General features: G+C 49.1%; 23 protein-coding genes. All 23 read right to left on the bottom strand.

All coding sequences use genetic code 11. The features are described from left to right. Positions 1–10: 10 nt before the first annotated feature. On the bottom strand, positions 11–1,321 hold the full coding sequence (locus C6P39_RS17480) for an MFS transporter (protein ID WP_104804639.1): 1,311 nt from the start codon (positions 1,319–1,321) through the stop codon (positions 11–13). A gap of 344 nt (positions 1,322–1,665) precedes the next feature. Further along, positions 1,666–3,300, bottom strand: a complete 1,635-nt coding sequence (locus tag C6P39_RS17475) for a BCCT family transporter (protein WP_095171169.1) — start codon at positions 3,298–3,300, stop codon at positions 1,666–1,668. A 118-nt stretch (positions 3,301–3,418) separates the two neighbouring features. Continuing rightward, the gene (locus C6P39_RS17470) at positions 3,419–5,539 is read right to left on the bottom strand and encodes an acetate--CoA ligase family protein (protein ID WP_104804638.1); all 2,121 of its coding nucleotides are present in this window, start codon (positions 5,537–5,539) and stop codon (positions 3,419–3,421) included. Between the two features lie 59 nt (positions 5,540–5,598). Next, positions 5,599–6,138: a 2-oxoacid:acceptor oxidoreductase family protein gene (locus tag C6P39_RS17465; RefSeq protein ID WP_095171172.1), complete on the bottom strand. Its 540-nt coding sequence runs from the start codon at positions 6,136–6,138 to the stop codon at positions 5,599–5,601. A 2-nt stretch (positions 6,139–6,140) separates the two neighbouring features. Next, the gene (locus C6P39_RS17460) at positions 6,141–6,878 is read right to left on the bottom strand and encodes a thiamine pyrophosphate-dependent enzyme (RefSeq protein WP_095171175.1); all 738 of its coding nucleotides are present in this window, start codon (positions 6,876–6,878) and stop codon (positions 6,141–6,143) included. A gap of 1 nt (position 6,879) precedes the next feature. Continuing rightward, the gene (gene vorB / locus C6P39_RS17455) at positions 6,880–7,932 is read right to left on the bottom strand and encodes a 3-methyl-2-oxobutanoate dehydrogenase subunit VorB (RefSeq protein ID WP_104804637.1); all 1,053 of its coding nucleotides are present in this window, start codon (positions 7,930–7,932) and stop codon (positions 6,880–6,882) included. 12 nt (positions 7,933–7,944) lie between these two features. Continuing rightward, entirely contained in the window at positions 7,945–8,148 is a 204-nt protein-coding gene (locus C6P39_RS17450; RefSeq protein ID WP_033142472.1) for a 4Fe-4S binding protein, read from the bottom strand. Positions 8,149–8,197: 49 nt separating this feature from the next. Beyond that, positions 8,198–9,457: an MFS transporter gene (locus C6P39_RS17445; RefSeq protein ID WP_330407148.1), complete on the bottom strand. Its 1,260-nt coding sequence runs from the start codon at positions 9,455–9,457 to the stop codon at positions 8,198–8,200. A gap of 57 nt (positions 9,458–9,514) precedes the next feature. Further along, a complete protein-coding gene (locus C6P39_RS17440; RefSeq protein WP_095171181.1) occupies positions 9,515–10,687 on the bottom strand; it encodes a Glu/Leu/Phe/Val family dehydrogenase in 1,173 nt (390 codons plus the stop codon). Between the two features lie 241 nt (positions 10,688–10,928). Further along, positions 10,929–11,687 carry an IclR family transcriptional regulator gene (locus tag C6P39_RS17435; RefSeq protein WP_095171183.1) on the bottom strand — a complete coding sequence of 253 codons (759 nt, stop codon included), beginning with the start codon at positions 11,685–11,687 and terminating at the stop codon, positions 10,929–10,931. 454 nt (positions 11,688–12,141) lie between these two features. After that, a complete protein-coding gene (locus C6P39_RS17430; RefSeq protein WP_095171186.1) occupies positions 12,142–12,426 on the bottom strand; it encodes a metal-sensing transcriptional repressor in 285 nt (94 codons plus the stop codon). Between the two features lie 34 nt (positions 12,427–12,460). Next, positions 12,461–13,048: a DJ-1/PfpI family protein gene (locus tag C6P39_RS17425; protein ID WP_095171188.1), complete on the bottom strand. Its 588-nt coding sequence runs from the start codon at positions 13,046–13,048 to the stop codon at positions 12,461–12,463. Continuing rightward, the gene (locus tag C6P39_RS17420) at positions 13,023–13,685 is read right to left on the bottom strand and encodes an ABC transporter ATP-binding protein (RefSeq protein ID WP_104804636.1); all 663 of its coding nucleotides are present in this window, start codon (positions 13,683–13,685) and stop codon (positions 13,023–13,025) included. Before C6P39_RS17420 ends, C6P39_RS17425 begins: the two co-directional genes overlap by 26 nt. Next, positions 13,675–14,619, bottom strand: a complete 945-nt coding sequence (locus tag C6P39_RS17415) for an ABC transporter ATP-binding protein (RefSeq protein WP_187143988.1) — start codon at positions 14,617–14,619, stop codon at positions 13,675–13,677. Before C6P39_RS17415 ends, C6P39_RS17420 begins: the two co-directional genes overlap by 11 nt. A 9-nt stretch (positions 14,620–14,628) precedes the next feature. Then, positions 14,629–15,495, bottom strand: coding sequence for an ABC transporter permease (locus tag C6P39_RS17410; protein WP_104804635.1), 867 nt, complete (start codon positions 15,493–15,495; stop codon positions 14,629–14,631). Next, positions 15,492–16,481, bottom strand: coding sequence for an ABC transporter permease (locus C6P39_RS17405; protein ID WP_104804634.1), 990 nt, complete (start codon positions 16,479–16,481; stop codon positions 15,492–15,494). Before C6P39_RS17405 ends, C6P39_RS17410 begins: the two co-directional genes overlap by 4 nt. A gap of 113 nt (positions 16,482–16,594) precedes the next feature. Then, positions 16,595–18,271: an ABC transporter substrate-binding protein gene (locus tag C6P39_RS17400; protein ID WP_104805975.1), complete on the bottom strand. Its 1,677-nt coding sequence runs from the start codon at positions 18,269–18,271 to the stop codon at positions 16,595–16,597. A gap of 220 nt (positions 18,272–18,491) precedes the next feature. Beyond that, on the bottom strand, positions 18,492–19,328 hold the full coding sequence (locus C6P39_RS17395; RefSeq protein WP_095171197.1) for a hypothetical protein: 837 nt from the start codon (positions 19,326–19,328) through the stop codon (positions 18,492–18,494). 56 nt (positions 19,329–19,384) lie between these two features. Further along, complete coding sequence (locus C6P39_RS17390; protein WP_242987070.1) at positions 19,385–20,218, bottom strand: ABC transporter permease; 834 nt, start codon at positions 20,216–20,218, stop codon at positions 19,385–19,387. 9 nt (positions 20,219–20,227) lie between these two features. After that, on the bottom strand, positions 20,228–21,148 hold the full coding sequence (locus C6P39_RS17385) for an ABC transporter permease (protein ID WP_095171199.1): 921 nt from the start codon (positions 21,146–21,148) through the stop codon (positions 20,228–20,230). 51 nt (positions 21,149–21,199) lie between these two features. Then, positions 21,200–22,807 carry a glutathione ABC transporter substrate-binding protein gene (locus tag C6P39_RS17380; protein ID WP_104804633.1) on the bottom strand — a complete coding sequence of 536 codons (1,608 nt, stop codon included), beginning with the start codon at positions 22,805–22,807 and terminating at the stop codon, positions 21,200–21,202. Positions 22,808–22,828: 21 nt separating this feature from the next. Continuing rightward, entirely contained in the window at positions 22,829–24,337 is a 1,509-nt protein-coding gene (gene argH, locus C6P39_RS17375; RefSeq protein WP_104804632.1) for an argininosuccinate lyase, read from the bottom strand. An 8-nt stretch (positions 24,338–24,345) separates the two neighbouring features. After that, entirely contained in the window at positions 24,346–25,728 is a 1,383-nt protein-coding gene (locus C6P39_RS17370; protein WP_104804631.1) for an MmgE/PrpD family protein, read from the bottom strand.

Here is a 25,728-nt window from a genome sequence, read left to right as displayed (position 1 = left end):
CTTCTACACCTCACATTCTCTCTTCCAAATCCCACAGATGCCTGTCCTTTCTAAAAAACAGGCAGATTAAAACTCCTGTTATTCCCAGAAAGAAAAACAGCATAGCTGCACCGGAACCTTTTCCGCTTCCAAAAGCATGCACCAGATAACTTCCCGCTGCCTGTCTGCCCATGATCGGTTCAAAAACCTTATCCACAAACAGTCCGCCTAAAAGATATCCCACCGGAATTGTAAAAAACTGCAGGGTGTTGCGCACAGAATACACACGTCCCTGTATTTCCAGGGGAGTATGGGAGCGGATCAGCACATCCATATTGGCAGACATAAAAGGGATAAACAGCCATCCCAGCACTGCTCCAAAACACCAGACCGGCGCACTTCTTCCGAAGGCCAGGAAAAAATTCTCCGTACTCATGGAAAACAGAAGGGAATTGCAGATGACCCGCATTCTGCTCTTTGGAGGTGCGGACATGGAGACCCAAATACTGCCTGCCACATTTGCAAGCCCTCCGCAGGCGTTCACCCATCCAAGTGCCATCTTACTGCCCCCGTTTCTGGACAGAAGCATGGCCGGCAGCGCCGCGTTGTACATGGATGCCACCAGATTGATGGCCGCCAGGAAAAGGATCAAATCCAGGATACCCCTGTTTTTCCTCATATACCCAAGGCCTTCCCCTGCTGCTTTTAGGAGGGAACCCGTCTGCGCCCCGGATGCCAGCTTTTCCTCCGGAATCCGGATAAAGAAGGCAAGGGTGAGAAACGCCACGGCGAAGGTTGCCAGATCAATGGCTATTACTGCCCCAATCCCCCAAAAAGACATGACTGTCATAGCCGCAATGGGATTCAGTACAGTCACAAGTGAGTTTGAGAACGAACGCATACCACTCACCCTCTGGTATTGTTTTTTAGGCGTGAGCAGACTGACCGCCACATCGGAGGCAGGCTGCTGAATGGTATTCATCAGGCCGTTCAGCCCGTTGATAAAATACAGGTGCCAGATTTCCAGGCGGCCTGCTGACAGCAGATAAAATACCGCAGCCGTACTGACTGCCGCAATGGTGTCACACACAAGCATGGTGTGCTTTTTGTTCCACCGGTCACTGAGCGCCCCCGCAAAAATGCTCAGAAGCACATAAGGCGCATAGGAACAGATCGACAGTAGTGAAGTGGACAGCGCTGAACCTGTCTGCTGATACGACCAGATGACTAATGCATAGCTGGTCATGGAACTGCCCAGTGTGGAAAACGCCTGCGTTGCCCACAGAAAGATAAAAGTATGCAGTCCTTCAAATAGTGATTTTACGTTATTCAATTTTTTCATTTTGACTTTGCCCTTTCTTTTATAAACTTGGTTTATTCAAAGAACGCAAAGTCTGACGGACGAAAAGGCATTACGCCCAAAAATTCGTCTCCATACAAATCCGTCCGTGTCTCAGACTTTGCATGGAGCTTTTAAAATGCAGAGTATCACTGTGATCATCCTCTCTTTGTTTTTTTTGATATTAACATTAACTATTGCATTTGTAAAGCATTTGTAACTGTAGACAAAGGAGGCTGCATCCCGCCAAAGCGGATACAGCCTCCCTTGTCTGTCATGCGTGAATTCAAATCCATTTGGAGCCGCAGTTTGCGGAGGATGCGGCTATACTTATATCATAGCCAATCCTATTCCTCTTTACAAGCCACCCCAGGGGATATTTTTTCTGTTTCAGAAGAATCTGCTGTCTCCAAGGGCTCATTTGTTTGGATGTTTTCCGGTTTATTTTCTAAAACATCCCTGCTCTTTTTTGATTTATCATCCCCGGTAAGCATCTTCTTCACTGAAATGATCAACAATATCAATACCGCGATCAACGGCAGTCCTGTGAGTACGGAAATGGTCTTGACTGCCTCCAGTCCGCCGATCAGCATAAGGCCGATTGACAGAAGACAGAACAGGATTGCCCAGAATATCCGGTTCCACCTGGCAGGCTCCTCATCTCCCTTTAATCTTTTCATTGTAGTCCCTGCCAGAACATAGGCGCAGGAATCAATGGTAGTTGCAAGATATACAAAACAGACAATACACAGGAATATCATCATAAGCTTCGGCATGGGCAAAGTCTGCAGAATCGCCACAATGGCGGCGCTCTGCCCTTCACTCTGCAGAATGGATGCAAGATCCACCCTGCCTGTCTCCTGCAGGAACAATGAGTATCCTCCGAATATCATAAAGCTTACACAGCAGCCCAGGCTTCCCCATATCAGTTGTCCCCACACCACATTCCGTATGGTCCGCCCTTTGGAAATCCTTCCCACAAACATTCCCATCATAGGCATAAAGGCCAGCCACCAACCCCAGTAGAAGACTGTCCATTCCTGCGTAAACTTTCCGCTCCCGAACGGGTCCGTGTATGTACTCATCTTCACAAAATCGGAAGCATAAAGACCCAGGGAATTTACTTCCATTTTGAAGATATCTGTTGTCGGCCCTACAAAAAGCACAATTGCCATAAAGACAAAAGCCAGCACTACATTTATGTTGCTGAGTTTTTGGATCCCCTTGTCCAGTCCCAGGTACACAGAGGTTCCGAAAATACAGACCCAAATGATCAATACTACAATACGCACAACAAAATCATAACTCTGGGGAATCCCGAATACTTCCCGGATAATAACAGAAAGTACAGGGGCCCCAATCCCAAGGGATGTGGAGATAGAGCCTACAATGCCGAAAATAACAAGCATGTCGATCAAATTTCCCAGAAATCCCCTGGAACGTTTCTTTAACACCGGTTCGCAGGCAATACTCAGACGCATTCCCGGCTTCCTGCGTACGAACATCATATAAGCCGTGGCAATGATCGCCGGATTATAGAATGCCCAGGCGCTCAGTCCCCAGTGGAACTGCCCATACATATGCGCATATTCATACGCCGGTTTGCTGAATGGCTCCAGATCAAAAGGAGGGCCGCTCACATAATAGATCGGTTCCAGAAAACCCAGGATCACGATGCTGGTTCCCACACCGGCAGTAAAAAGCATGGCGATCCAGGAGAGATTAGAATACTGCGGTTTATCCTCGGCAGTACCCAGCTTCACATTCCCGTGCTTGCTTACTGTCAGCCAGATAAGAAAACCAAAAGACACAAGACAGGCCAACAGGTACAGAAATCCCAGTCTTCCTGTACAGAATTCAAAAACACTGGAAATGATCTTGTTGGACGCCTCCGGTGCCAGATACAATGGAATAATTATGACTGCCAGGATTATCACAGCCGGGAAAAAAACTTTCTTCTCAATCTTCTCAAACAGTTTCACATCATGTCCCTCCTTTATGGATGCCTGTTATTCCGTCAGGTAAAGTGCCCGGCTGCCGAAATGCACCCCTGCCGGCCAAAGAGTGTTTGGAGACCGCGGGGGTGCACTGGCTGCGTTCCTATGACCGGCTTTCTTCTTTGCTGCCGTATTTGACAACAAGAGCGTCAGCAACACCTACTCCTTCCCCTTCCGGGTATACAAACAGAGGGTTGATATCCAATTCTTTCAGGGTATCCCTGTTTGCACTGGCGAAATCAGCAATACTTACAATGGTATCACACAGGGCGTCTATATCACATTTTGCCCCGCCGCGATAACCGTTCAAAAGTTTAAAAGATTTCAGTGATCTCAGCATATCCATTGCCTCCGCCTTGCCTATAGGGGCCGGATACAGTGCTACGTCCTTGAACAGCTCAACGAACACACCGCCCATGCCCACCATGACCATGGGGCCGAACTGCGGGTCATTATTCACACCGATAATCATCTCTACTCCTGATTTTAACATAGGAACCATTAATATTCCATTGATCTTCGCGTCAGGGCGTTTGGATGTAACGCTCTCCATAATTTCATTATATGCCCGGACCGCCTCTTCCTGACCATGGATGTTCAGCTTCACGCCGCCCACATCACTTTTGTGTAAAATATCGGCAGACTCCACTTTCATGACCAGCGCTTCCTCTGTGTTTCCCGCAAACTCTGCCGCTTCCTTGGCTGATGTTACAATAACTTCCCTTGGAACCGGAACCCCGTAGGCCCCCAGCTCTTTCTTACTGTCATGTTCAGACAATGCGTAGGTCTCACCGCTCTTCTTCTGTCCCACTGCCAGACTCAGGCTCTTATTTTCCGGTGTGTAGGAAATAAAATCAGCCAGATGACGCAGGATCTTAAATGCATAGACCGTAGGCGGAAGCACTGGAACACCGATATGAAACAGCTTTTCCTGGTATTCTGCATTCCTTGTATTTTCGGCAAAGGGAATCATAGCAATTGGCTTGCAGTTCTCCCCTTTTTCTTTTACCACCTTCTCGATTCCTTCATACATATAGTGGATTGCCGGGTCTGCGATCTCCAGAAGCAGTGTATAACCGATCAGGACCATCCCAATATTCGGGTCGTCCATGACAGTCCGCAGGGCTCCCGCGTACAGATCAGCGTCATAGGAAAGACTTGCCGTCATATCCAGCGGATTGTTCGGGGTGGCGTAAGAGGGAAGCTGCTCCTTCAAAGAAGTCAGGGTCTCCTCTGTAAAATCCGGGTATTCAATGCCGTTTAAGCTGCCCACATCCGCACAGATTCCCGTCTCCCCTCCGGAGAGGTTCATGGATGCAAATGTGGCCTGCTTTGGCATCTGTTTTAGAGTGGAGAGCATGAGGGACATAGCCATAAGCTCCTCCAGGTCATCCACACGGATCGCTCCGAATTTTTTCAGAACTGCATCAAAGGAGGCATCCGAACCGGAAAGGCTTCCTGTATGGGACGCTGCGATGGCGCCGCCTTTTGCGCTCCGCCCGGCTTTTAAAATTACCACCGGTTTTCTCTTATCCGCGGCTTTTTTGAGGACTGCCGCGAATTTATCCGCATTTTTAACACCTTCAATATAAATACTTACTACCTTGGTATTCTCATCCTCAACCAGGAATTCCATGTAGTCTTCCATCTGTACGATCTTACCGTTTCCTGCTGATATGCTGTAGGAAAAACGCATGCCCGGACAATCCATCAGGGACAGGCAGAGCTGGCCGCTCTGGGAAACCACTCCCACGCCTCCTTTTCTATCTCTCTTATCAGAGATAAAGGCAAATGCCTGTACGTTATCCACATAATTGACGAATCCGGCACAGTTTGGACCCATGACTGCGATTCCAAGTTCTTTGGCTGTCTCCATCAGTTCCTTTTCATTGGCCCGGCCTTCGTCCGTCCCCACTTCGCCATAACCGCTGGCAAATACAACGGCACCCCCGCATCCCTTTGCCGCGCCTTCCCGCAAAAGCGGTATGACCGTTTTCTGTGAGGTACAGATCACCATCAGATCCACAGATTCCGGAACATCTGACACGCTTTTATAACAGGGCACTCCAAACACCCGGTCACGTTTCGGATGTATAAAATATACATGGCTTCTGTCTTCCATATAGGCAAGGATATTGCGGCATACATCGCCGCCGAAGCCTTCCTTCTCGCTGGCACCGATGACTGCTACGGACTTCGGTTTCAGCAGTTTTGTCAAATCCATAGTTTTCTACCTCCTGTGAGAGGGCACTCATCCTGCCCTCTCATACTCATTCCCCGTAATTATTTACCTTCTACTCCCCTGCGATAGCAGGCTACATTCTTCTCATTAAATTTGCCTTTCCCTTTCTTCTCGAAGAAAGAGACAATGGCTGTTTCCATATATTCAATGGTAAATAAATCACTGTGGGCAGCCAGCGCACCCAGCATTACCAGGTTGGCACCCTTTGGATTTTTCACCTCAGCAGCAATATCCGTTGCAGGGATCTTCACTACCTTGATATCATCCCTGTAGGTCCTGTCCTCCGGTACGATGGAGGAGTTCACCAGCAGAAGTCCGCCGGGTTTCAGGCGTTCCTCGAATTTGTCAATGGCAGGTGTATTCATGGTAAACAGAATATCCGGACATTTTGAAACCGGGCTGGCGATCAGTTTATCACTGATCTTCACGGTACAGTTGGCGGTCCCGCCCCGCATCTCTGAACCATAGGAGGGATAGAATAATACATTTTTCTCCTGTTCCATACCGGCATTGATGAGGAGCATTCCGGCTGTCAGCACTCCCTGTCCGCCGAATCCGGCACAAATAATTTCTTTTGCCATGTCTATTCCTCCTCCTTTTTGTCTTTAAATTCACCCAGAGGGAAGTATTTTTCCATCTCATTTTTCAGGTGTTCCATGCTCTTAACAGGAGTCATGTTCAGGTTTGTGGGACATGGGGAAAGCAGCTCCACCAGACAGAATCCCTCACCCTTCATATGTTTTTCAAAGGCTTTTTTAATATACTTCCTGCACTGGATCATACCCTTTGCATCTGCCATAGTCCCCCTGGCCAGATATGCGATATCAAAACCGGTAAAGGCCTGCTCTACTCTAAAAGGCATACCCATTTTTTCAGGGTCTTTTCCCCGGGGTGTGGAGGTTGTGATCTGACCCGGAAGGGATGTGGGCGCACACTGTCCGCCCGTCATGCCGTATAGGCTGTTGTTGATGACTACAGTCACCACATTGTCATTTCGGATCGCTGTGTGCATGGTCTCTGCCATACCGATAGAGTAAGCAGCGCCGTCCCCTATGTAAGCCAGTACCGGATTTTCGGGACGTACTTTCTTAATCCCCACTGCTGTAGCCACGGGACGTCCGTGTGCTGCCATGACAGTGTCAAATCTCCAGGAGTCTATATTTAAAGAACCACAGGCCACGTCAACCACAGCCAAAAGTTTTTCACTCAGACCCATCTCTTCCATTACTTCGGCAATCAGACGGACCGCCAGGCCGTGTCCGCATCCGGGACAGAAGCCGCTCTGCGTAAATGTTACGGTTTCAGGAGCTACCAGTCTCATATTATACTCCCTCCTTTTCAAGCATTTCTTTTGCTTTTGCAATGATCCCGTCAGATTCCGGAATCTCGAAAATAGAACCAAAATGATCAACCGGATATTTTCCGCCGGTAGCCAGGCGCACATCGTCTGTCATCTGTCCTAAGATATTCATCTCCACAGTGAGGAATGCTTTCGCGTTCTTTGCCTCCTCAAATGCCTTAACCGGGAACGGCCACAGAGTAATGGGGCGGATCAGGCCCAGTTTCATCCCCTCTTCTCTTGCCAGCTCTACGGTCTCACGGCAGACTCTGGAGCTGATTCCATAAGCCACAAGTACCAGATCTGCGTCTTCTACCCGGATATTTTCGTAGCGCTGTTCCTCCCGCTCCATATCCTCGTATTTCTCTCTCAAATAATTCTCATAATCTGGATGGGTATAATAAACATTTTGGATCTTGCGCTGCTCACAGCCTTTTTTACATCCCTTGATGCTCCAGTCAAATTTATCAATATCGTGGTCCCTGAATTCCGGGATCTCCACAGCTTCGATCATCTGTCCGATCGCCGCGTCAGAAGCGATGAGGACCGGGTGGCGGTATTTTTCCGCCAGATCAAAAGCTTCCACCATCAGGTCAGCATTTTCCTGGACAGAAGCGGGTGCCAGTACCAGTGTATGGTAATCACCATGACCGCCGCCTCTTGTGAGCTGCCAGTAATCCCCCTGCCCCTGCGCAATGTCTCCGAGACCTGTTCCAATTCGCATGACATCCACAATAACTGCCGGAAGATCTGCTGCAACCAGATAGGATATCCCCTCCTGTTTCAGTGAAAATCCGGGACCTGCGGATGTGGTCAGTGCGCGCGCGCCTGCCGCGGATGCTCCCAGTACCATGTTTACGCCTGCTAATTCAGACTCTGCCTGGATGAATACACCGCCTACATCTTCCATTCTCCAGGACAGATATTCCAGGATCTCTGTCTGCGGAGTGATCGGATATCCGCTGTAGAAGCGGCATCCGGCTGCCAGTGCGGCCTCCGCCAGAGCCTCATTTCCTTTAAATAATACTTTTCCCATAACGAACCTCCCTCATCGTATTTCAAATACATAGTCCGGGCATACGCGGTAACACATGCCGCATACCACACATTTCTCTGCATCCACTTCAACCGTATTGTATCCCTTGGCATTTACATGGCCGGATTCCTTAATGGCCTCCTGGGGACATGCATTGATACAATAGCCGCAGCCTTTGCAGCGGACGGGATTGGTGTAAACTTTTTCTTTTCCCATAATTTCATTTTCCTTTCTATCATACTTCAGGAGACTGTGAAGCGTAACTTCAGGCAGCTTCTCCCTGTTTTGCTTTCTTACCGTGCCTGTAAATCAGTAATGCCAGTGCGGAACCTACCAGACCTGAAACTGCCAGGAAACCAAATATAAAATTGTATCCGGAACCGCCGAAGGAATCCAGCCAATTTCCAAAGAGGACAGAGTAGATGGAATCCGGCAGATAGCCGATAATGGATGCAATACCGATCACCGTTCCTGTCATAGCCCTTGGGATTCCCGCCTCACTGACTGTGGAGAACACAACGCCGTACATCATCATGGCAAACGCGCCCGGGATCAGGGTGTACAGGCTGGCTGCCATGGGACTGATACTGGAAGGCAGAATGAGAACTGCCCCAAAAAGAGCTGCCAGTATGATAAACGCCGTGGAAAGCCATTTACAGGTTGATTTAAATACTTTATCTGCAATAATACCGCCTACAGGAGCCAGCAGAAGAAGCAGATAGTTGCGGACAATGGAGATAAACCCTGAACTCTCCGGTGACACGCCTATGACTTCTGTCAGATAGGGGTTGAAATAAGAGATGCTGGTATAAAATCCATATCCGCAGAAGATGGTAAAGGAAACGATCCATACAACCGGATTTTTTACTAATTTCCCCACATCACCTATGCGGAATTTCGGTTCCCCGTCACTGACTTCTTTTTCTTTGTCACTGCCTTTCATAAGGAAGAACAACAGAATAGCTGCAATGATAGCCACAGAGCCGCCTGCCAGAACTGCCCGGAAAAATCCCTGTTCCATGTCCCCGCCGGCTGTCTTATATATATTCAGTGCCAGAGTATTGGTCAGGGCTGCTGTAATTCCGTTGCAGGCATAATAAAGGCCGTACATGAATCCCTGTTCTTCCTCTGTACCGATAATGCGGACAGCCTTCATAAGTGCGGACCAGAATACAAACGCCGTACTGAAGGAGAGTCCCATCCAGATAAACATGGCAATCTTAAAATCCATGGTAAACGCGTATAGGTAGGCCAGAGCCGATGTACTGAGAAGGGAGATGATCAATGCTTTTTTCGGTGATACTTTATCCGCAATGATGCCGCCCGGTATGTAGAGGATCATATTTCCCACCGTATACATGGTGAGCAGCAGACCGGATTGGGTGTTGCTCATATGCATGGCTGCAAGCTGTGCGTCATAAAAAATGTATTTCACGTAGGGCAGAAAATAGATGGAACCTCCTGCCAGGCCAAGTGTTATGACCGTAAGGTATTTTCTCACTTTAGAATTCATAAAAACCTCCATATGCGTAGAATGGGGATGCTTTTTTCGCATCCCCACCCTCTCTAGCAGAATAACGGATTACATATCCGGAGTGTCGGATTTGTCCGGTGTGAACAGCCTTCTGGCTACGTCACGGGTGAATTCACCTGTCTTTTTGGACTCTTCAAATACCCGGCGTGTCTGTTTGCGGATCAAGTCTACTGTGTCTTTTACAATAGCTGCTGCTGCATCTTCGTCGTTCATGTCCTCAATCTTCACAAGGCGGAAGATAACTGCTTCGTAGATACGGATGCCTCCCAGATTGGAGATAAAGTCAACAGCTACGTCAACTCCGTTTTTGCGGAGGATCGCATCAGCTTCCGGAGTGGTGGGAATGTTGGCTGCCTCCACTAACAGGGATGCTTTGATCTTATCGGCATTGTCTTTATTGATAACATCTTCCAGAGCTGCCGGGATCAGGATATCGCATTCTTTTTCCAGCCACTGGCTGTTTGGATAAATTTCGTAGTTGTCTTCAAAGGACTCCTTGTTCAGCTCACCTTTTGGGAGTCTGGTCGCTACCAGTTTCGGAATATCCAGACCATCTTTGCAGTATACAAGTCCGTTTACATCCGCGATACCGATGACTTTATAGCCCATGTTGTTCAGGGAGTTCACGCAGCTTGCGCCCACACATCCAAATCCCTGGATGATAACAGATGCACCTTCTTTGCCGCCTTTCATTTTCCAGGCTTCATCGGCTGCTGCCGCAACGCCGTAACCTGTGATCATGTCATACATTTTAAATCCGTCATATGTAAGCTCTTTTTCTGCCCTGTCATGGTTCACAATACCCTGATGGATATCCGGGTCCTCTTTCATAGCCTTTGTCTGGGGAATGCCGATTCCCAGGTCATCTAAGATTCTTAAAACATCGGAGTAATCAACACCTAAATCTCCGCCGATGGATACGCCTGCATTGATAACCGGTGCGGTAGCTGTCAGGAAACGTCTCAGAACGTCCGGTGCGTCCGGTGCTTTATAATCATATGCAATACCGGCCTTACATCCGCCTGTTGTGAGAGATTCACATGCTTTGTATTTGTATCCCATCGTTGTTGCAAGGCGGATAACCTCTTCCTTGGTAACTGTAGGATGCATTCTTGTTCCGCCTCCGCAGTAATGATTTACGAAGTTGTATGCACACATCCATCCTTTTGCATCTGTCTCTGTGTCATTCCATTCCACTACTAAATACGGTTTGTTTGCCATTTTAAAAATCCTCCCATTTTATGTTGTTCTCTATTACAGAACTTTGTTCTTCAATAGTTTTATTTTTTTACTCGGCATTTTGCCGAGTAATGGATTCCGCTGCTATTGGTTTATGTTCTGTATGTAAGAACTTCGTTCTTTTTTGATGATATGAGCATATCACACCTTGTTTGTTTTTTCAATATATTCCTTGAATCTTTTTTCTTTTTGTGCAAACTATCCAATTTTGACCCTTTATTTTCTATAAGCGCTTTTTGATCTCATTTGCATACCGTTTCAGAATCTGTACAAATATATCCCGCTTCTCATCATCCATGCGCAGAGACGGGGTGCTGATACTGATGGCGCCCTCCACCTTTCCCATATGATTCATCAGGGGCACTCCCACACATTTGACTCCGAATGTATTTTCCATGTTGTCCACAGCGTAGCCGTCTCTCCGTGCATTCCTGACTTCCTCCCAGAGCTTTTCCTTGTCCGTTATGGTATAATCTGTGTATGGTGTCTTCTCACGGCTCAAGATCTCTTCCACTTCCTCGTCGGGCATCTGGGAGAGGATGACTTTGCCTACACTTGTACAATACATTTTAGAGCGCTCTCCTGTTACAGACCTGCCCGGCAGCATCTGGCCTTCCGGATATACGGCTTCCAGATAGACCACCTCATCCCCGTGGGGAATGGCCAGATAGATCAGTTCTCCCGCTTCTTTCGCGATCTGATGCATGTAAGGGAGCACTACCTTGGTGATGGTAAGGCTTTCCTTCAGTGCACGGCTCAATGTGAATACAGCGGTCCCCAGGCTGAACTTACCGGTTTCCGGGTCCTGTTCCAGATAGTCCATGGCCTTGAAGGTCATTAATATATTATGCACGTTGCTTTTGTATAATCCCAGCTTCTCACTGATCTCCGTCACACCCAGAGGTTGTTTTTCCACGAAACATCCCAGGATCTCCAGTGCCTTCTGCAGGCTTTTTACCTTGATCTCTTTGTCTTCACTCATAGTGGTTTTCCCTCCTAAACTTTCATGCAGGCCTTAATCGTTCCGTATTTAAGAACTCTGTTCAATATTTTACCTTACTAAAATATTAACATTTCTGCAGGCATATTACAAGAGTGTGTTTCAAAATATCTCCGGGGGATGTGCACACAAAAAGCCGCATCCCGGCGTAGGATGCAGCTTTTTGAACTTGGAGTGTCTGTGAATTCAAATCAGGCTTCACGCGCCGTTTATAAGCGGAGGGAACGGCACGGAAAGCTAATACTGTAAATGTTTCCGGTCAACTTTTGGAGGAAGATCAACCGTAATATTATCTTATAACATACATCCTCTTCCCGCAAGCCGCCCCCAGGGTTAAAGATCTAAAAAAAATTTTCTTTTTTTAACCCGTAAAATAAAGGCTTTTTCCTGCTCTTAGTCCTCTTTTTCTCTCCTGATCACCCCATCCCCGGGTTCCTCATTTTAAGAAAGAATCCAACGCTTTGTTCAGACGTTTCAGGCTCTCCGCGTCCCCCTTCTCCAATGCCTCCTCAATACACTCGTCAATATACTGCTTCAGCACTTCTTTCCCCGCGCCATTGACAGCGGAGCGCACAGCGGCAAGCTGGATCAGGACTTCACTGCAGTCGCGTCCCTCCTCCACCATACCGCGTATGGACTTCAGATGGCCGGTAGCCCTGGCAAGACGGTTGACCATGCTCTTGTCATATTTTGTCCCTGTATCTTTCTTTTCTTCTCTCATCGCACAGTTCCTCTCTTACTTGGATTGCCTTACATCAGCAATAGATTTCCTCTCCTCCGGCCGGGTCCCAGGGATATCCTGTCTGCCGGGCAGCCTCTGATGCCACATCAATATCAATTTGGTCGGCCACCATCCAAAGTGTCATATCCAGGCCCGCCGCTGTGCTGCTGCAGGAATAATATTTTCCGTCAGCCACCACTCTGGCCCCCTCGATCCTCTCGATTCCTGCTGTAAACATCCTGTTCCAGTTTTTATCAAGAGGACAGTCAGCCAGTTTCCGTCTGTACAAAAGTCCTGTCTGTGCCAAAATAGCAGAGCCGCTGCCCACCATCAGGCAGGTATCCGCATTTTCTGCTGCCCGTTTCACCAGATTCAGGGTCCTCTCATCCTGCCAGAGCAGGCGCCGCGCCCCTTTGCCTCCCGGGATCAGCAGAACCCCCTCTGTCTCCTCGGGGATCAGAAAATCAGTCCATATTTTTGCTCCCTGTACACTGTTAATGATATCCCCCGATACGGAGAGATAACGGATATGGAAATATTTTTGCAGTTTTCCCAGTATCTCCGCAGGCCCGAATACATCCATCCCCTCAAAATCGTCAAACAGTACCATATTCACATCCATCTTCGCACCCGCTCTCCTCTGCACATTCTATATGATTTACATTTGCCAGATCCAGTGTTCTGGTACACACCTGGCCTGCCAGCGCCATGTTATGTGTCACAGCCAGCAGACCTATCTTTCTCTTTTCCACCTCTCGGAGCATCAGATTCCATATCTGTGCTTGTGTAATGACATCCAGCATGGTGCTCATCTCATCAGCCAGCAAAAAATGTGTTCCCTCGAACAGAGAACGTGCCACACAGAACCGCTGCAGCTCTCCCCCTGACAGCTCCCTCGGATACCGGTTCATCCATTCCTTCTCGATCCCCAGAGCGTCCAGGACCTCCTCGCGGTACATACCTGACTCCTCCAGGACCTTCTTCATTTTCCAACGGGGATTGATGGCCTTCTCCGGATGCTGGTAGATCAACTGGACCGGACAAACACCTTTTTTCTCCAGCGGTTTTTTATCCAGCAGAATTTCGCCTTCACAGGGTTCCAGATATCCCCCCAGCAGCTTAACCAGGGTGCTTTTGCCATAACCGCTGGGCCCCACCAGACCCACACGCTCCCCTTCCTCTATGGTGAAATTTACATTTTTCAGTATCCACGGCCCATTGGCGTAGCGAAACCCCAGATTCTTTGCTTCAAGTCGCATGTATACACCTCACATATCCTCCCCTGACTTCACGCATGGGTATATTATTTTCACACTCTTTTGTTTTATATGGACATCTTGGGAAAAACAAGCATCCTTTGGGCAGGTACTTAGCATAGGGCTGAAAGCCCGGTATAGGCCGGAAGCCATTCTGGGGCAATGCCTGCCACAGCGCCTTGGAATAGGGATGACGCAGTTCCTCCATACCTTTTCTGAAGTCCTCCGCCTTTGCCATCTCCACGGTAGTACCTGCATAGAATACAGCGATCCGGTCTGCAATATGAAATGCCAGATCAATGTCATGGGTAATGAGCACCACTGCTTTCCCCTCATCTGCCAGTTCCCGGAATATCTTAAGCGCCTCCAAAGCCATCTCCAGATCTAATCCCGGTGTGGGTTCATCCGCTATGATCAGGGATGTATTGCTGATAACGGCTGTTGATACCAGTACTCTTCTCGCCATACCTCCCGATATCTGAAACGGATAATATCTTTCAATTTTTTCATCCAGATGAAATCTTTTAAATATCTCTTTCTGTGATTTTTGTTTTTCTTTCTTGGGGTCACATCCAGTCACCTGTTTTCCCACCCTCATCAGAGGGTCCAGATAGGCTACGGACTGGGGCACAAGAGCAATCTCCGTTCCTCTAAGTCTCTCTTTTTTCTTCTGGTCAAGTGCCTCTCCCTTAAAGATGACCTTTCCCGTTACTTTAGCATTTTCCGGCAAGATTCCCATCACTGCGTGGGCTAAAAGACTCTTGCCGGAACCGCTGGATCCCGCGATTGCCACAATTTCCCCCGGTCTTACGTCCAGACTCAGATCAGATATGACTTTCAGATCATATTGTTCCAGCCCCTTGTCATACATATGGAATGTCACAGACAGGTCTTCCACTTTCAGAACCGGCTCTTTTTCTATTTGTTCCTTTTTCATGTTACACTCCTATTCATGTGCGCTGTATGGGTCTAATATTTTCTTCATATTTTCTCCCAGACGGTCAAAAAGCAGTACGATGATCACAAGCATAAGACCCGGGAAAAATGCAAGCCACCACATACCGGCTGACAAGTATTTCATGGATTCCGAAAGGATAATACCGATAGCGGGCTGTTCCGGTGACAGACCGAATCCCAGAAAGGTAAGTCCCGATTCATGCATAATGGCATGGGGAAATAGAAGTATCAGCCCGATAATAAACTGTGGTACCATGTGGGGCAGAATATGGTGCACCGTGATCCACCAACTGGAATGCCCCAGCTTTTTGGACACTCCTATGTATTGCTGGGAACGTATCTGGAGCACCTCGCTCCTTATGATACGGGCAAGCCCGGTCCAGTGGGTGACGGCCACACCGATCAGCACGCCTTTCAGACCTTTTCCACAGGCAAAAGAAATGAGGATCAGCAGGACCGTGTGAGGTATCCCCATCACCAAGTCGATCAGCCAGTTTATAAAATGATCCAGCCAGGAACGCCCGGTTGCCGCTGCCACTCCCACGAACAGGGCGATCACCGCACTGACGCTGGAAGCGATCATACCCACGGAAATACTGACAGAAAGCCCTTTAATGGTACGCACCAGCATATCCCTCCCAAGAAGGTCTGTTCCGAAGGGATGTTCCAGAGATGGTTTCAGGGCTTTCTTGGAAAAATCCGCCTGGATCAGATCATCACTTAAAAAAGCCCCTGACAGATATACCCCCAAAATCACCATTAAGATCAGGGCTGCAAAAATAATTGTTTTGGTCCTCCGGTTCACCCCAATCCTTCTGCCTTGTCTGCCGGATGCCGCCGCAGTCATATTACTCATTTTAAGTACCCCTCCCTTATCTGCGGGTCCACAACCCCGTATATTATATTTGCCAGCATATTCCCGATAAAGACAAACAGCGCGGAGAACAAAGTGATCCCCAAAAGCAATGGTACATCGGACCCCATGCCTGCTGCTGATGCCGCAGCTCCAAGGCCCGGATAGGAAAATACATTTTCCGCCAGCACAGAACCGCCGAACAGTTCACTGAAAGATCCGAACTGCATGGTCACAGCCGGCAGCATAATATTACGGATCCCATGTCTTTTCAGGATACTCCATCCAGATTCTCCCCTTGCTTTTGCAAACAGTACATATTCACTTTCCAGCACATCCACCAGCTTTTCTCTTGTATGGAGCGCTACATTTGCAAAGGAAAGAAAGCTTAATGTCAGAGCCGGCAGTATAAGATGGTGAATCCTCTGCAATATGGTCACCTGGTCCGTGGGCACACCTTTCGGCACACTCATTCCCATTGGGAACCACCCCAGCTTTACGGAAAATATCATAAGGAATACAATTCCGATCCAGAACGTGGGAATAGAGCACATGATAAGACAGACCTTTTTCAGGACTTTATCCGGCCCTTTTCCATGAAACGCCCCCATCACACAGCCCACCGTAAATCCAATGATTCCGGAAAACAGCCATGCCGCTGCCATGAGTGCCAGGGAAGTGATAAATTTCTCTTTCATGATATCCAGCACAGGTCTTCGGTAAATCAGGGACACGCCAAAATCCCCGTGAAGGACTGACTTTGCCCATGCGAAAAAACGCTCCACCGGCGGGTCATTGAGTCCCCAGTATTCCGCTATCTTAGCTCTCTGTTCCATACTTACATTTGGCACTGCCCCCACATACTGCTGCACCGGGTCCACCGGAGACATGCTGACTAAAATAAAACTTATGATACTGACTGCGATCAGAAGCGTTACCATGCGGAGCAGATATTTGCCCGTAATTTTCAGATAATACTTATTTTTCATTCTGTCTCTCCATTCGATTTTCTCTTGTGACCTTCCTCCTGAAACACGAACAGCCCCGAACGCAAAATCTATAGTACAGGTTTTACGTCCGGAGCAAAATTCCCTGCTCTCATTTAATTCCAGGTCCACTCTGCAAGATTGGCAACCAGAGGCCATGCTGCGCCGTGGGCATGAATCCTCTGTTTTCCTATATCCAATCCGTCTTTCACATAGTAAAGATGGGACATATTCACATAGAATGCCCAGGGTGCTTCCCCTCTCATGGAAGTACCTGTCTCCCCATCCCACTGAGCCTTCTGCCACCACTGGTAAGAATCTTCTATGTTAATGGAGTTCATGGCCTGATCCAAGTATTCATCCGTCTTTTCACTGGTATAAAACTCAGGATTATAGAAATCGGTCTTACCTGCATTGCTGCTGTGATACAACATGTAGGAGGTCATGGGACTATCAGAACCCCATCCCATTATCATGGGTTCCGAGAACATTCTCTTTACTGTATCGTCTGCACTGACACCTTCCACGGTAATGTCAAATCCCATATTTTCCTTTGCCTGGTTTGCTACGGACATGGCAACCGCCTGACGCATGGAGTCTCCTGCAAAATACATTAAGTTAAAAGCCAGCTTTGTGCCGTCTTTTTCCCGAATCCCGTCTCCATCCTCATCTTTCCATCCCGCTTCATCCAAAAGCTGCTTTGCATGATCCACATCGGTATCAATAACTGTTTCTTCATTCCACCAGGGCATACCATCGCATTCGGTATAGGCCGGTTTCGCAAAACCGTTCAGCGCTTCTGTAATGATCTTTTCCCTGTCAATGCCGTAAGCCAAAGCCTTTCTGACATTGACATCTGAGGTAATGTTGTTTCCGATCTTGTAGCCGTCCTCTGTTGTTTTTCCTTCATCAGGAACTGTGGGCAAAGTGATACCTCTGTTATCTACAGACTCCACTTCCTCCACATGCATGCCCTCGATCTCATTGGTGGCAATCGTGGCGGAAGTCAGCGCAATATCCACATCCCCGGCTTTGGCGGATACGAATCTGGCATCCTCCTCCTGGATCAAAAATACTGCCTTCTTGATGGCTGGCTGTTCTCCGTAATAGTTCTCGTTAGCTTCCATGATGAACTGCTGTCCTTTGTCCCACTGGGTCAGCTTGTATGGGCCGGAACCGATGGTTTCTTCTGCGGACAGCCCGAATTTGTCGCTGTAGGATTTCTCAGGGACAATCCCAATCTGGGCTATGGTATAGATAAAAGTCACGCAAGGTTTGTTCAGCTTAAATTCCACGGTAGTGTCATCCTTTGCCATACAGCTCTCCAGCATGGTAAGATCCATGTAGGTTGCCTTCTCTTTTGTCGTGTTGAAGGTGAACGCCACATCTGATGCTTTCAGCGGTTCTTTGTTTGAGAACACCACATCATCCCTGACTTTGAAAGTCCATGTCAGGGCATCTTCACTTACATGGTACTCCGTTGCCAGATCGTTCTCCAGCTTATCATCCCCGTTTACTTTCACTAATGAGGAATACAGCGGGGAACCTGTATAACCAAACCCCGTACATGGGTCCCAACTGTCTGCATCGTTGGAAAATCCGATAGTAACTTCATCCTTCCCCCCAGTCTCCTCCTGCGGTTCTTCTGCTGCGTCCGCTTTAGAGGATGTATCCTCTTTCTGCTCTGTTTCTTTTGCTGAGTCAGTACCGGAATCCCCCGCGTTTCCACAGCCTGCCAGCATGGACATAGTCATTGCCAGACAGCAGAGGACTGCTGCAATCTTTCTCTTCATACGTTCTGCTCCTTTTCCTGTTAGATATCTTTTGTCTGTCCGGAAATATTCCCCTTCCTCCGGGCTGTCATGAATGGAGTATAGCAGAGGGAAAAATGGCCCGCAAGCCGCCCCCGGGGTTTTAAAAGAAAGGTTTTTCAAAAGAAAAAAAGCCCGTAACCGGCGGTATTTATGCCAATTACAGACTTTAGTCCCTTCTGTTTTAACCCCATCCCGGGGTTCAGTCTTCGCCCTGGGCCAGCTCTTTATAATAGCAGCCAACATGACGCTGGCAGTGTCTGCATCCCCCTACACAGGTAAACAGACTGTCCTCACATGCGGATACCCCTGCCCCCTTCAGTCCAAGACAGAGGTCCCATGCCTGCTGGATGGCTGCCTCCTCCCCATGGAGCACAAAAGTCCGGGTTCCGTCACCGGTACCGAATCCGCTGCCGGCTATCACCACTGCCTCCACCCCGAAGAGGATCTCAAATGCTTTCAGTTCCGTGATGACAGGGCCGTAAATATTATACAGTCCGATGGCTGCCCCCATGGATAGATCAATACCTGCTCTGCCGCTGTGGGCCTGGGCAGCCCCCAAATCAGGGATCAATTTATTGATGCCCGCCAGGATCAGCATGGGAACCCCCTGCATATACGCACTGTGAAGCGCGTATCCCCTGCTGCCTCCCCCAAGAGCCGCAAAAGCCAGTGCTGCTCTTCCCATGGGGTCAATGGCATTTGCCCCCACAATAACCAAGTCTTTGTCATTCAGGGTTTCTGCCACCTTCTGGATACTACTGTCCACATTCTGTCCTTTCCCCTGATCCACCAGCAGATTATGGGGAGCCTTAGCCTTTTTCAGGGCAGTTCTGGCACCGCTGGCATCAATTCTGCCTGATATGCGGAGAGGCCCCAGACCCAGCTCCTCCGAGAGAGCCGACACGGTAGTTCCGCCGCATAAAAGAATTTTATGTTTCTCTAAGCGCCCCTGTATCTCCGGCATCCTCACTGCCGCTTTTGCGATCAGACGCTTTCCTTCATTTCCGGTCAATGTAACCTGTACTTTTTTCGCCATTCTTATCCTCCCAACTAACTGCGCGGACCTGCTGAAGTATTTTCTCCCGGCATGGTCTACATATTTCTTGTTCTGGGGTCCAGGTAATCGCGCAGCGCGTCTCCGATCAAATTCACCGCCACCACGGTAACGGTAATGGCCAGACCCGGAATCAAGGCCAGATAGGAAGCTGTCCACACATAATTTCTCGCAGCGCTTAACATGGCCCCCCACTCAGGTGTAGGCGGCTGTGCTCCCAGCCCCAGAAAACTCAGTGTAGCGGCAAGCAGAATAGAGGAACCGATTCTGAGCGTAGCCTGAATAATAATAGGTCCGATGGAATTTGGCAGGAGATGCCGGAAAATGATCCGCAGATCCCCTGCCCCTGCTGAACGCACAGCCTCCACAAAACAGCTCTCCCGAAGCGACATGAACTGTGCTCTCACAAGACGCGCGAACACCGGTATGGAGCTGATGCCAACTGCAACCATGGGTGTATATATTCCGGGTTCCATTACCATGACAATAGCCATCGCCAGCAAAACACTGGGGAACGCCAGCAGTATATCACAGACGGTCATGAGTATCTGATCTAAAAGGCCGCCGTAAAATCCGGCAAAGGCTCCCAGCAAAAGTCCCCCCGTAAGTCCCAAGATCACTGATATAAATCCTGCCAGAAGGGAATAATGTGCTCCTGTTACAATCCTGCTGAACACATCACGCCCAAAGTCATCCGTGCCGAACCAGTGCTCCCGGGAAGGGGGCATAAGTTTGATGGCGGTATTCTGCTCATAAGGAGACTGTACCAGAAAAGGCCCTGCAATACTCACAACGATCAGGAGCAGAAGAATGCACAACCCCACAACCGCACTGGGGTTTCTCAATATCTTACGAAATGTACTCACATCCATCCCTCCCTTCTAAGAATACCTGATACGGGGATCCAGCAGTGCATATACCAAATCCGTGATCAGATTAATGATTGTAAAAGTAGCCGCAAGAATCAAAATACCGCCCTGCACGATCTGCAGATCTCTGGTATTTAGCGCATCCACTATCATCCTGCCGATTCCCGGCCAGGAAAATACGGTTTCGGTCACCACCTGTCCTCCAAGCAGTACACCAAACTGAAGGCCAATGATAGTGACCACAGGCACAGCCGCATTTCTCAGTGCATGGACCCATATGATCTTCCCGCTTTTTACACCTTTTCCCTTAGCTGTCCTGATATAGTCCTGCCCTAAAACCTCCAGCATACTTGTCCTGGTAAGTCTGGCTATATTGGCAGCTACCCCCAGGCCCAGAGTCAGTGACGGCAGGACAAAGCTGGAAATCCCTTCTCTTCCATAGAAAGGGAACCAGTTATGGTTGACTGAAAATTCTATGATCAATAGCAGCGCCAGCCAGAAAGAGGGCATGGATACGCCCAAAAAGGCCGCCACCATGGCAATGGTATCCCCCGGCTTCCCCCTGTGAATGGCCGCAAAAATACCGATGGGAACGCCAAGCAGCACTGCCACGATCATACTGCATACCGCAAGCTGAAGGGTTGCCGGCCAAGCGGACTTCAGGATTTCCATGACCGGCTTGTTGGTCCTGTAGGAATATCCCAGATCACCGTGGAGCAGATTTCCCATGTAGCTGACATACTGCTTTCCCAACGGCTGGTCCAGTTCCATGGCACGCCGCAGGTTATCCACATCCTCCACGGTTGCCTGGGGCCCTGCCAGGGCCTCCGCGGTATCTCCCGGAATGGCATGGAGGAGCAGAAAGGCGCATGTGGCTGCCCCTATCAACACAATGCATGTAAAAATAATTTTCTTTATTATATATTTCAGCAAACAACCGCCTCCTTGGCTTTTATGGCCTGCGGATTTCCGCAGGCCGGTACTCTACTGCTTTGTGACTTTTTCCAGCATAATATGTTCTGTGGGCAGCATTTCAATCCCCGCTATATTGCTGCGGTAGGATAACGCCTGTTTTGGATAATACAGGAATGTCCAGGCAGCGTCCTCCATGATGGTCTTCTCCGCTTTTGCATACATCTTTCTGCGGGCAGTTTCATCCACTTCAGTTTTGGCTGAATCCAAAAGCGTATCCACTTCCGGGTTATTATAAAAAGCTCTGTTGGAGTTTGGGGGGAACTGCGTGGAGTGGAATACAGGATATAATCCCTGGTCAGCATCCCCTGTGGATGGACTCCATCCCAGCAGGACCATATCAAATTCCCCATTCTTGACTTCAGACATCAGGGCCTGGAATTCCCATTGACGGATATTCACATGGATCCCGGCCTTCTCCCACTGTGCCTGCAGATTCTCGCTTACCTGTGTATCCATAAGATAACGTCCCACAGGCGTCCACAATTCCAGTTCAATCCCATCCGGATATCCGGCTTCTGCCAGCAGCTCTTTGGCCTTTTCCACATCACACTCGTACTTCATACTGGAATCATATCCCCATGTATAAGGAGAGATGGGGGAGTCTGAAACAGTAGCCATGCCGCCCAGGATATCTTTGACGATCACATCTTTATCCACCGCGTAATTCATGGCCTGACGTACTTTTTCATCCCTAAGGACCCCTTTGCTGTTATTGAGAGCAACATACATGGTCATGACCGTATCACCCTTCTGGATCGTTACATTCGGGTCGCTTTCCAGCCTGTCTGTCTCAGTTACCGGAAGTCTGAGGGCAACATCCGCCTGGCCTGACTGGAGCAGAAGCGCTCTGGTGGCATCTTCGGGAACCACTCTGAAATATACCTTCTCTACAGCCGGCGCCCCCTTGAAATAATCCACGTTTCGCTCCAGGACAAGTTCTTCCCCTGTCTTCCACTCCACAAATTGAAAGGCACCTGTTCCGACCGGATGTGTGGAGATTTCTTCCCCATACTCTTCCAGAGACTTAGGGCTGATAATAGCTGCGACCGGGTGGCACAACTGCTGCAGCAAAGCGCCGCAGGGCACGTCGGTTGATATATTTACCGTGTTTTCATCCACAGCCTCTATCTTCGTGATAGCAGCCAGTACAGACCTCCTGGGCGAACCAAGGCTTTCGTCCAGCACCCTCTCAAAGGAAGTCTTTACCGCTTCCGCGTTAAAATCTGTTCCGTCATGGAATTTTACACCTTCTTCCAGTTTAAAGGTCCAAGTCAGCTGGTCCTCTGAGATAGACCACTCCTTTGCCAGATCCGGCTCTATCTCCATATTTTCATTAAAGCGCACCAGATTGTTGAAGATATTTTTATTAAAGATCTCTGTTGCGGAATCCGTACAGAAATGAGGGTCAAAAGTGGAAGCATCACTTCCCGTCAGGACGATCAGTTCGTCTGCCACCTGCCCTGTCCGGGCATCCGTCTGTTCTGGATTTTGTGTCTGTTCCGAATTTTGTGTCTGTTCCTGAGTCTGCTCTTTCTTATTCCCGGAATCTCCTCCGCAGGCCGATAATGCCAGCACTAAAATACCGGATAAAATCATTGAATACATTTTTCTCTTCATCAGCTAAACCCTCCTCTGCCTTTACGGCCTTCCGTCTGAGAGAAATGTCTGCACACACTGATGCATCTTCTCCTCCGCGTTTTTCCATACACTTCTCTTTCTCTCCGCATCTTTTTTTACTGACTGGCCCTGTTCTTTCTGCAGTTCCAACATTCTGTACACCTGGGAAGGTGCGGCTGCCCCCTGACAGTCCCTTCTTTCCACTGCAATCCTGAAATCCTTTGCATTGTCTACCTGCTCTTTTGTAAGAGGGAGACCGGTGCTGCAGATCTCATGGCACCAGTGATCCAGCAATTCCCAGGTCAGTGCATCCTGGCCTTTTCCTCCGCGGAAAAGCTCACTGACCGCCCCTCCCACCACTCTGTGTGCCTGTCTGAAAGACAGCTTTCCTTCCAACACCAGGCTGTCTGCCAATTCCGTGGCATTTGAGAAACCTTTATACAAAATTTCTTCCATGACATCCTTGTTGAATTTTAGGGATTTAACATATTCTCCGCTGATCCTGCACATGCCTTTGGCTGTCTCCACACACTCCAACACATCTGTCCAGGCTGCCGTCATATCCCTGCTGGCCTGAAATTCCACGGAACAGGCAGAACAAATTCCGGCATACCGCCCTGACATAAGCCTGGCCTGGGAACGCACGGTTGCACAGATGACAGGATTCCGCTTCTGGGGCATAATACTGCTTGAATCGATCAGATCATCGGACAGGTCAGCAAAACCCGCTTCATTGGAACACCAGTTGATAATATCCTCCGCAAGTCTTGCCAGTGTGACCAGGACCGAGATGCCGATGCCCGCTGCTTCCATCATATAATCTGCGCTGGCCACCGCATCTCCCGTGTGCTCCCACACTGTCTCAAATCCCAGCAATTCTTTCGTCCGTTCCCGGTCTATGTTATATTCGGTCCCGGACATGGCAGCAGCGCCCAGAGGATTTTTGTTAAAGCGGTCAATACACTGCAGTATCCTCTCCGCATCTCTCAAAAGAGGAGCCGCGATCCCCGACAGATAGAATCCCATATTGACAGGCTGTGCCTGCTGCCCATAGGTATAGCCCGGAAAAATGTAGTCCACGGTTTCCTCTGCACGCTTGTGGAGGACTTCAACATGCTCCAGAATGGCATCTGCCAGAAACAGCAGTTTTTCCCGCAGCTCGATTCTCCACATGGCTGCCTCCACATCGTTGCGGCTTCTGGCAACCGGCAGAAAACTGCACACATCCTCCCCGGCCTCCACAGTGATCAGATGTTCCAGATTGATGTACAGGTCCTCCAGTGACGGGTCCAGCTTTGGAATCCGTTCCCCCCATCCTTCCATCACAGACAACAGCCTGCGGGCTGCCTCCTTTGGAATAATGCTCTGCTCTTTCAGCATGATAACATGGGCTTTCATGACACGGACCAAATAGGGAAACGAAGTATCGGATTCCATCATTTTCGGCCCATAATAATATTTCAGAACCACCGGATTGATATTTCCCTGTATCTGTTCAAAAAATCCTCCCTTTTTCTCTTTGTTCTCCATTTCTCCTCCTATATTTGCCTTTTTAAAATATCTGTAATTCTGTGGGTATTTTCCATATTGCTGCTTTTTAAAACCGTATCAGCTATTTCCCTCGCTACGTGTTCCCCCACTATGCCCCCTGTCAGGTCCATAAATTTTCCGGTAATGTCTTCTTGTGACAGAGGGTTGAACATGGACCCTTTGGGTGCGGTCACGGTTTCTGTGTCACTGCTGCCATCTTTCCAATGAACCGTGACCTTTGCGGCACTGCGCTTTTCATTTCGCCTCAGCCGGTTCATGGCTTCGCTTTCCGCAACTACTACTTTACCGGCAGTTTCCAGGATCCTGCTGTCTCTTAAACGTTCCTCCGTATAGTCCCCGGCCTGCCCCCTGCAGCCCATCAGACCCAGCGCTACTCCGTACGGAATACTGATCTGTGCGGACACAATAGAATCCTGCCGGTAATTACTGCCTGCCATCTCTATGGCTGACCGGTTCACTTCTGCCCGCACGGTACAAATATCTTCCGGCTCTCTGAATCCATGTCTTCTGTAGATCTCATAGGCCGCAGTATAAGGGGAATGTACGGATTTGCAGGACGCAAACCATTTAAACTCTACCTCCTCAATAGCTGTTTTTTCTTTTACGGCATCCAGCACGCCGAGACAATACCGGCTGCTCATCATGCGGTAGATCCCACCGTCCGCAGCTTCCAGTACATGGCGGGGTCCTGTGATCCCGTGTTTTGCCAGATAAGCACTTAATATCCCGTCCCTGGCTGCCAGTCCCGGATGGATACGTTTTGTCATGGCCCCGTCTGCGGCAAAAGCCCAGCTTCCCCCTGTTCTGCTCCCCGCAATTCCCAGCGCATTTGTCATCTGCTGCTCATCCAGTCCCAGGAGCATTCCGGCGGCTGCTGCAGCACCAAACGAGCCGCAGGTTGCAGTTCCGTGCCAGCCCCTTTCCCTGTGTTCCAAAAAATCCATCCCCTCCGCGATCCTGACGGATACCTCCACTCCTGTAATGACCGCCCCAAGAAGCTGCCTCCATGTGGAACCGCAGCGCTGCGCAACTGCCATGGCGGCAGGCACACATACGGCCCCTGTATGTAATATGGCATAGTGGACATCATCCAGTTCCCTGATATGACATAACGCACCGTTTACCATGGCCGCCATATCCTCGGTCAGCAAGTTTTGTGTCCCCCACACCGGAATATCACCGCAGTATTTAAGGTCTGCGGCTGCCTGTATCAGATTCCTTCCTTCCCGTGTACGGCTGCCGTAGATCCCGCACCCGATTTCGTCTAAAATACACATTCTGGCTGCCTGTTCTGCTTTTGGAGACAGCAGCGTCTCCTGATGTTCAAACAGATATTTAACCAGCCTTTCTATTCCCGTTCTTTCTTTCAT

Source organism: Blautia marasmi (assembly GCF_900258535.1).
In the GTDB taxonomy this organism is placed as follows: Bacteria; Bacillota; Clostridia; order Lachnospirales; family Lachnospiraceae; genus Blautia; species Blautia hominis.
The sequence above is the reverse complement of the archived record's forward strand: the minus strand, read 5'-3'. Positions and strand labels throughout refer to the sequence as shown.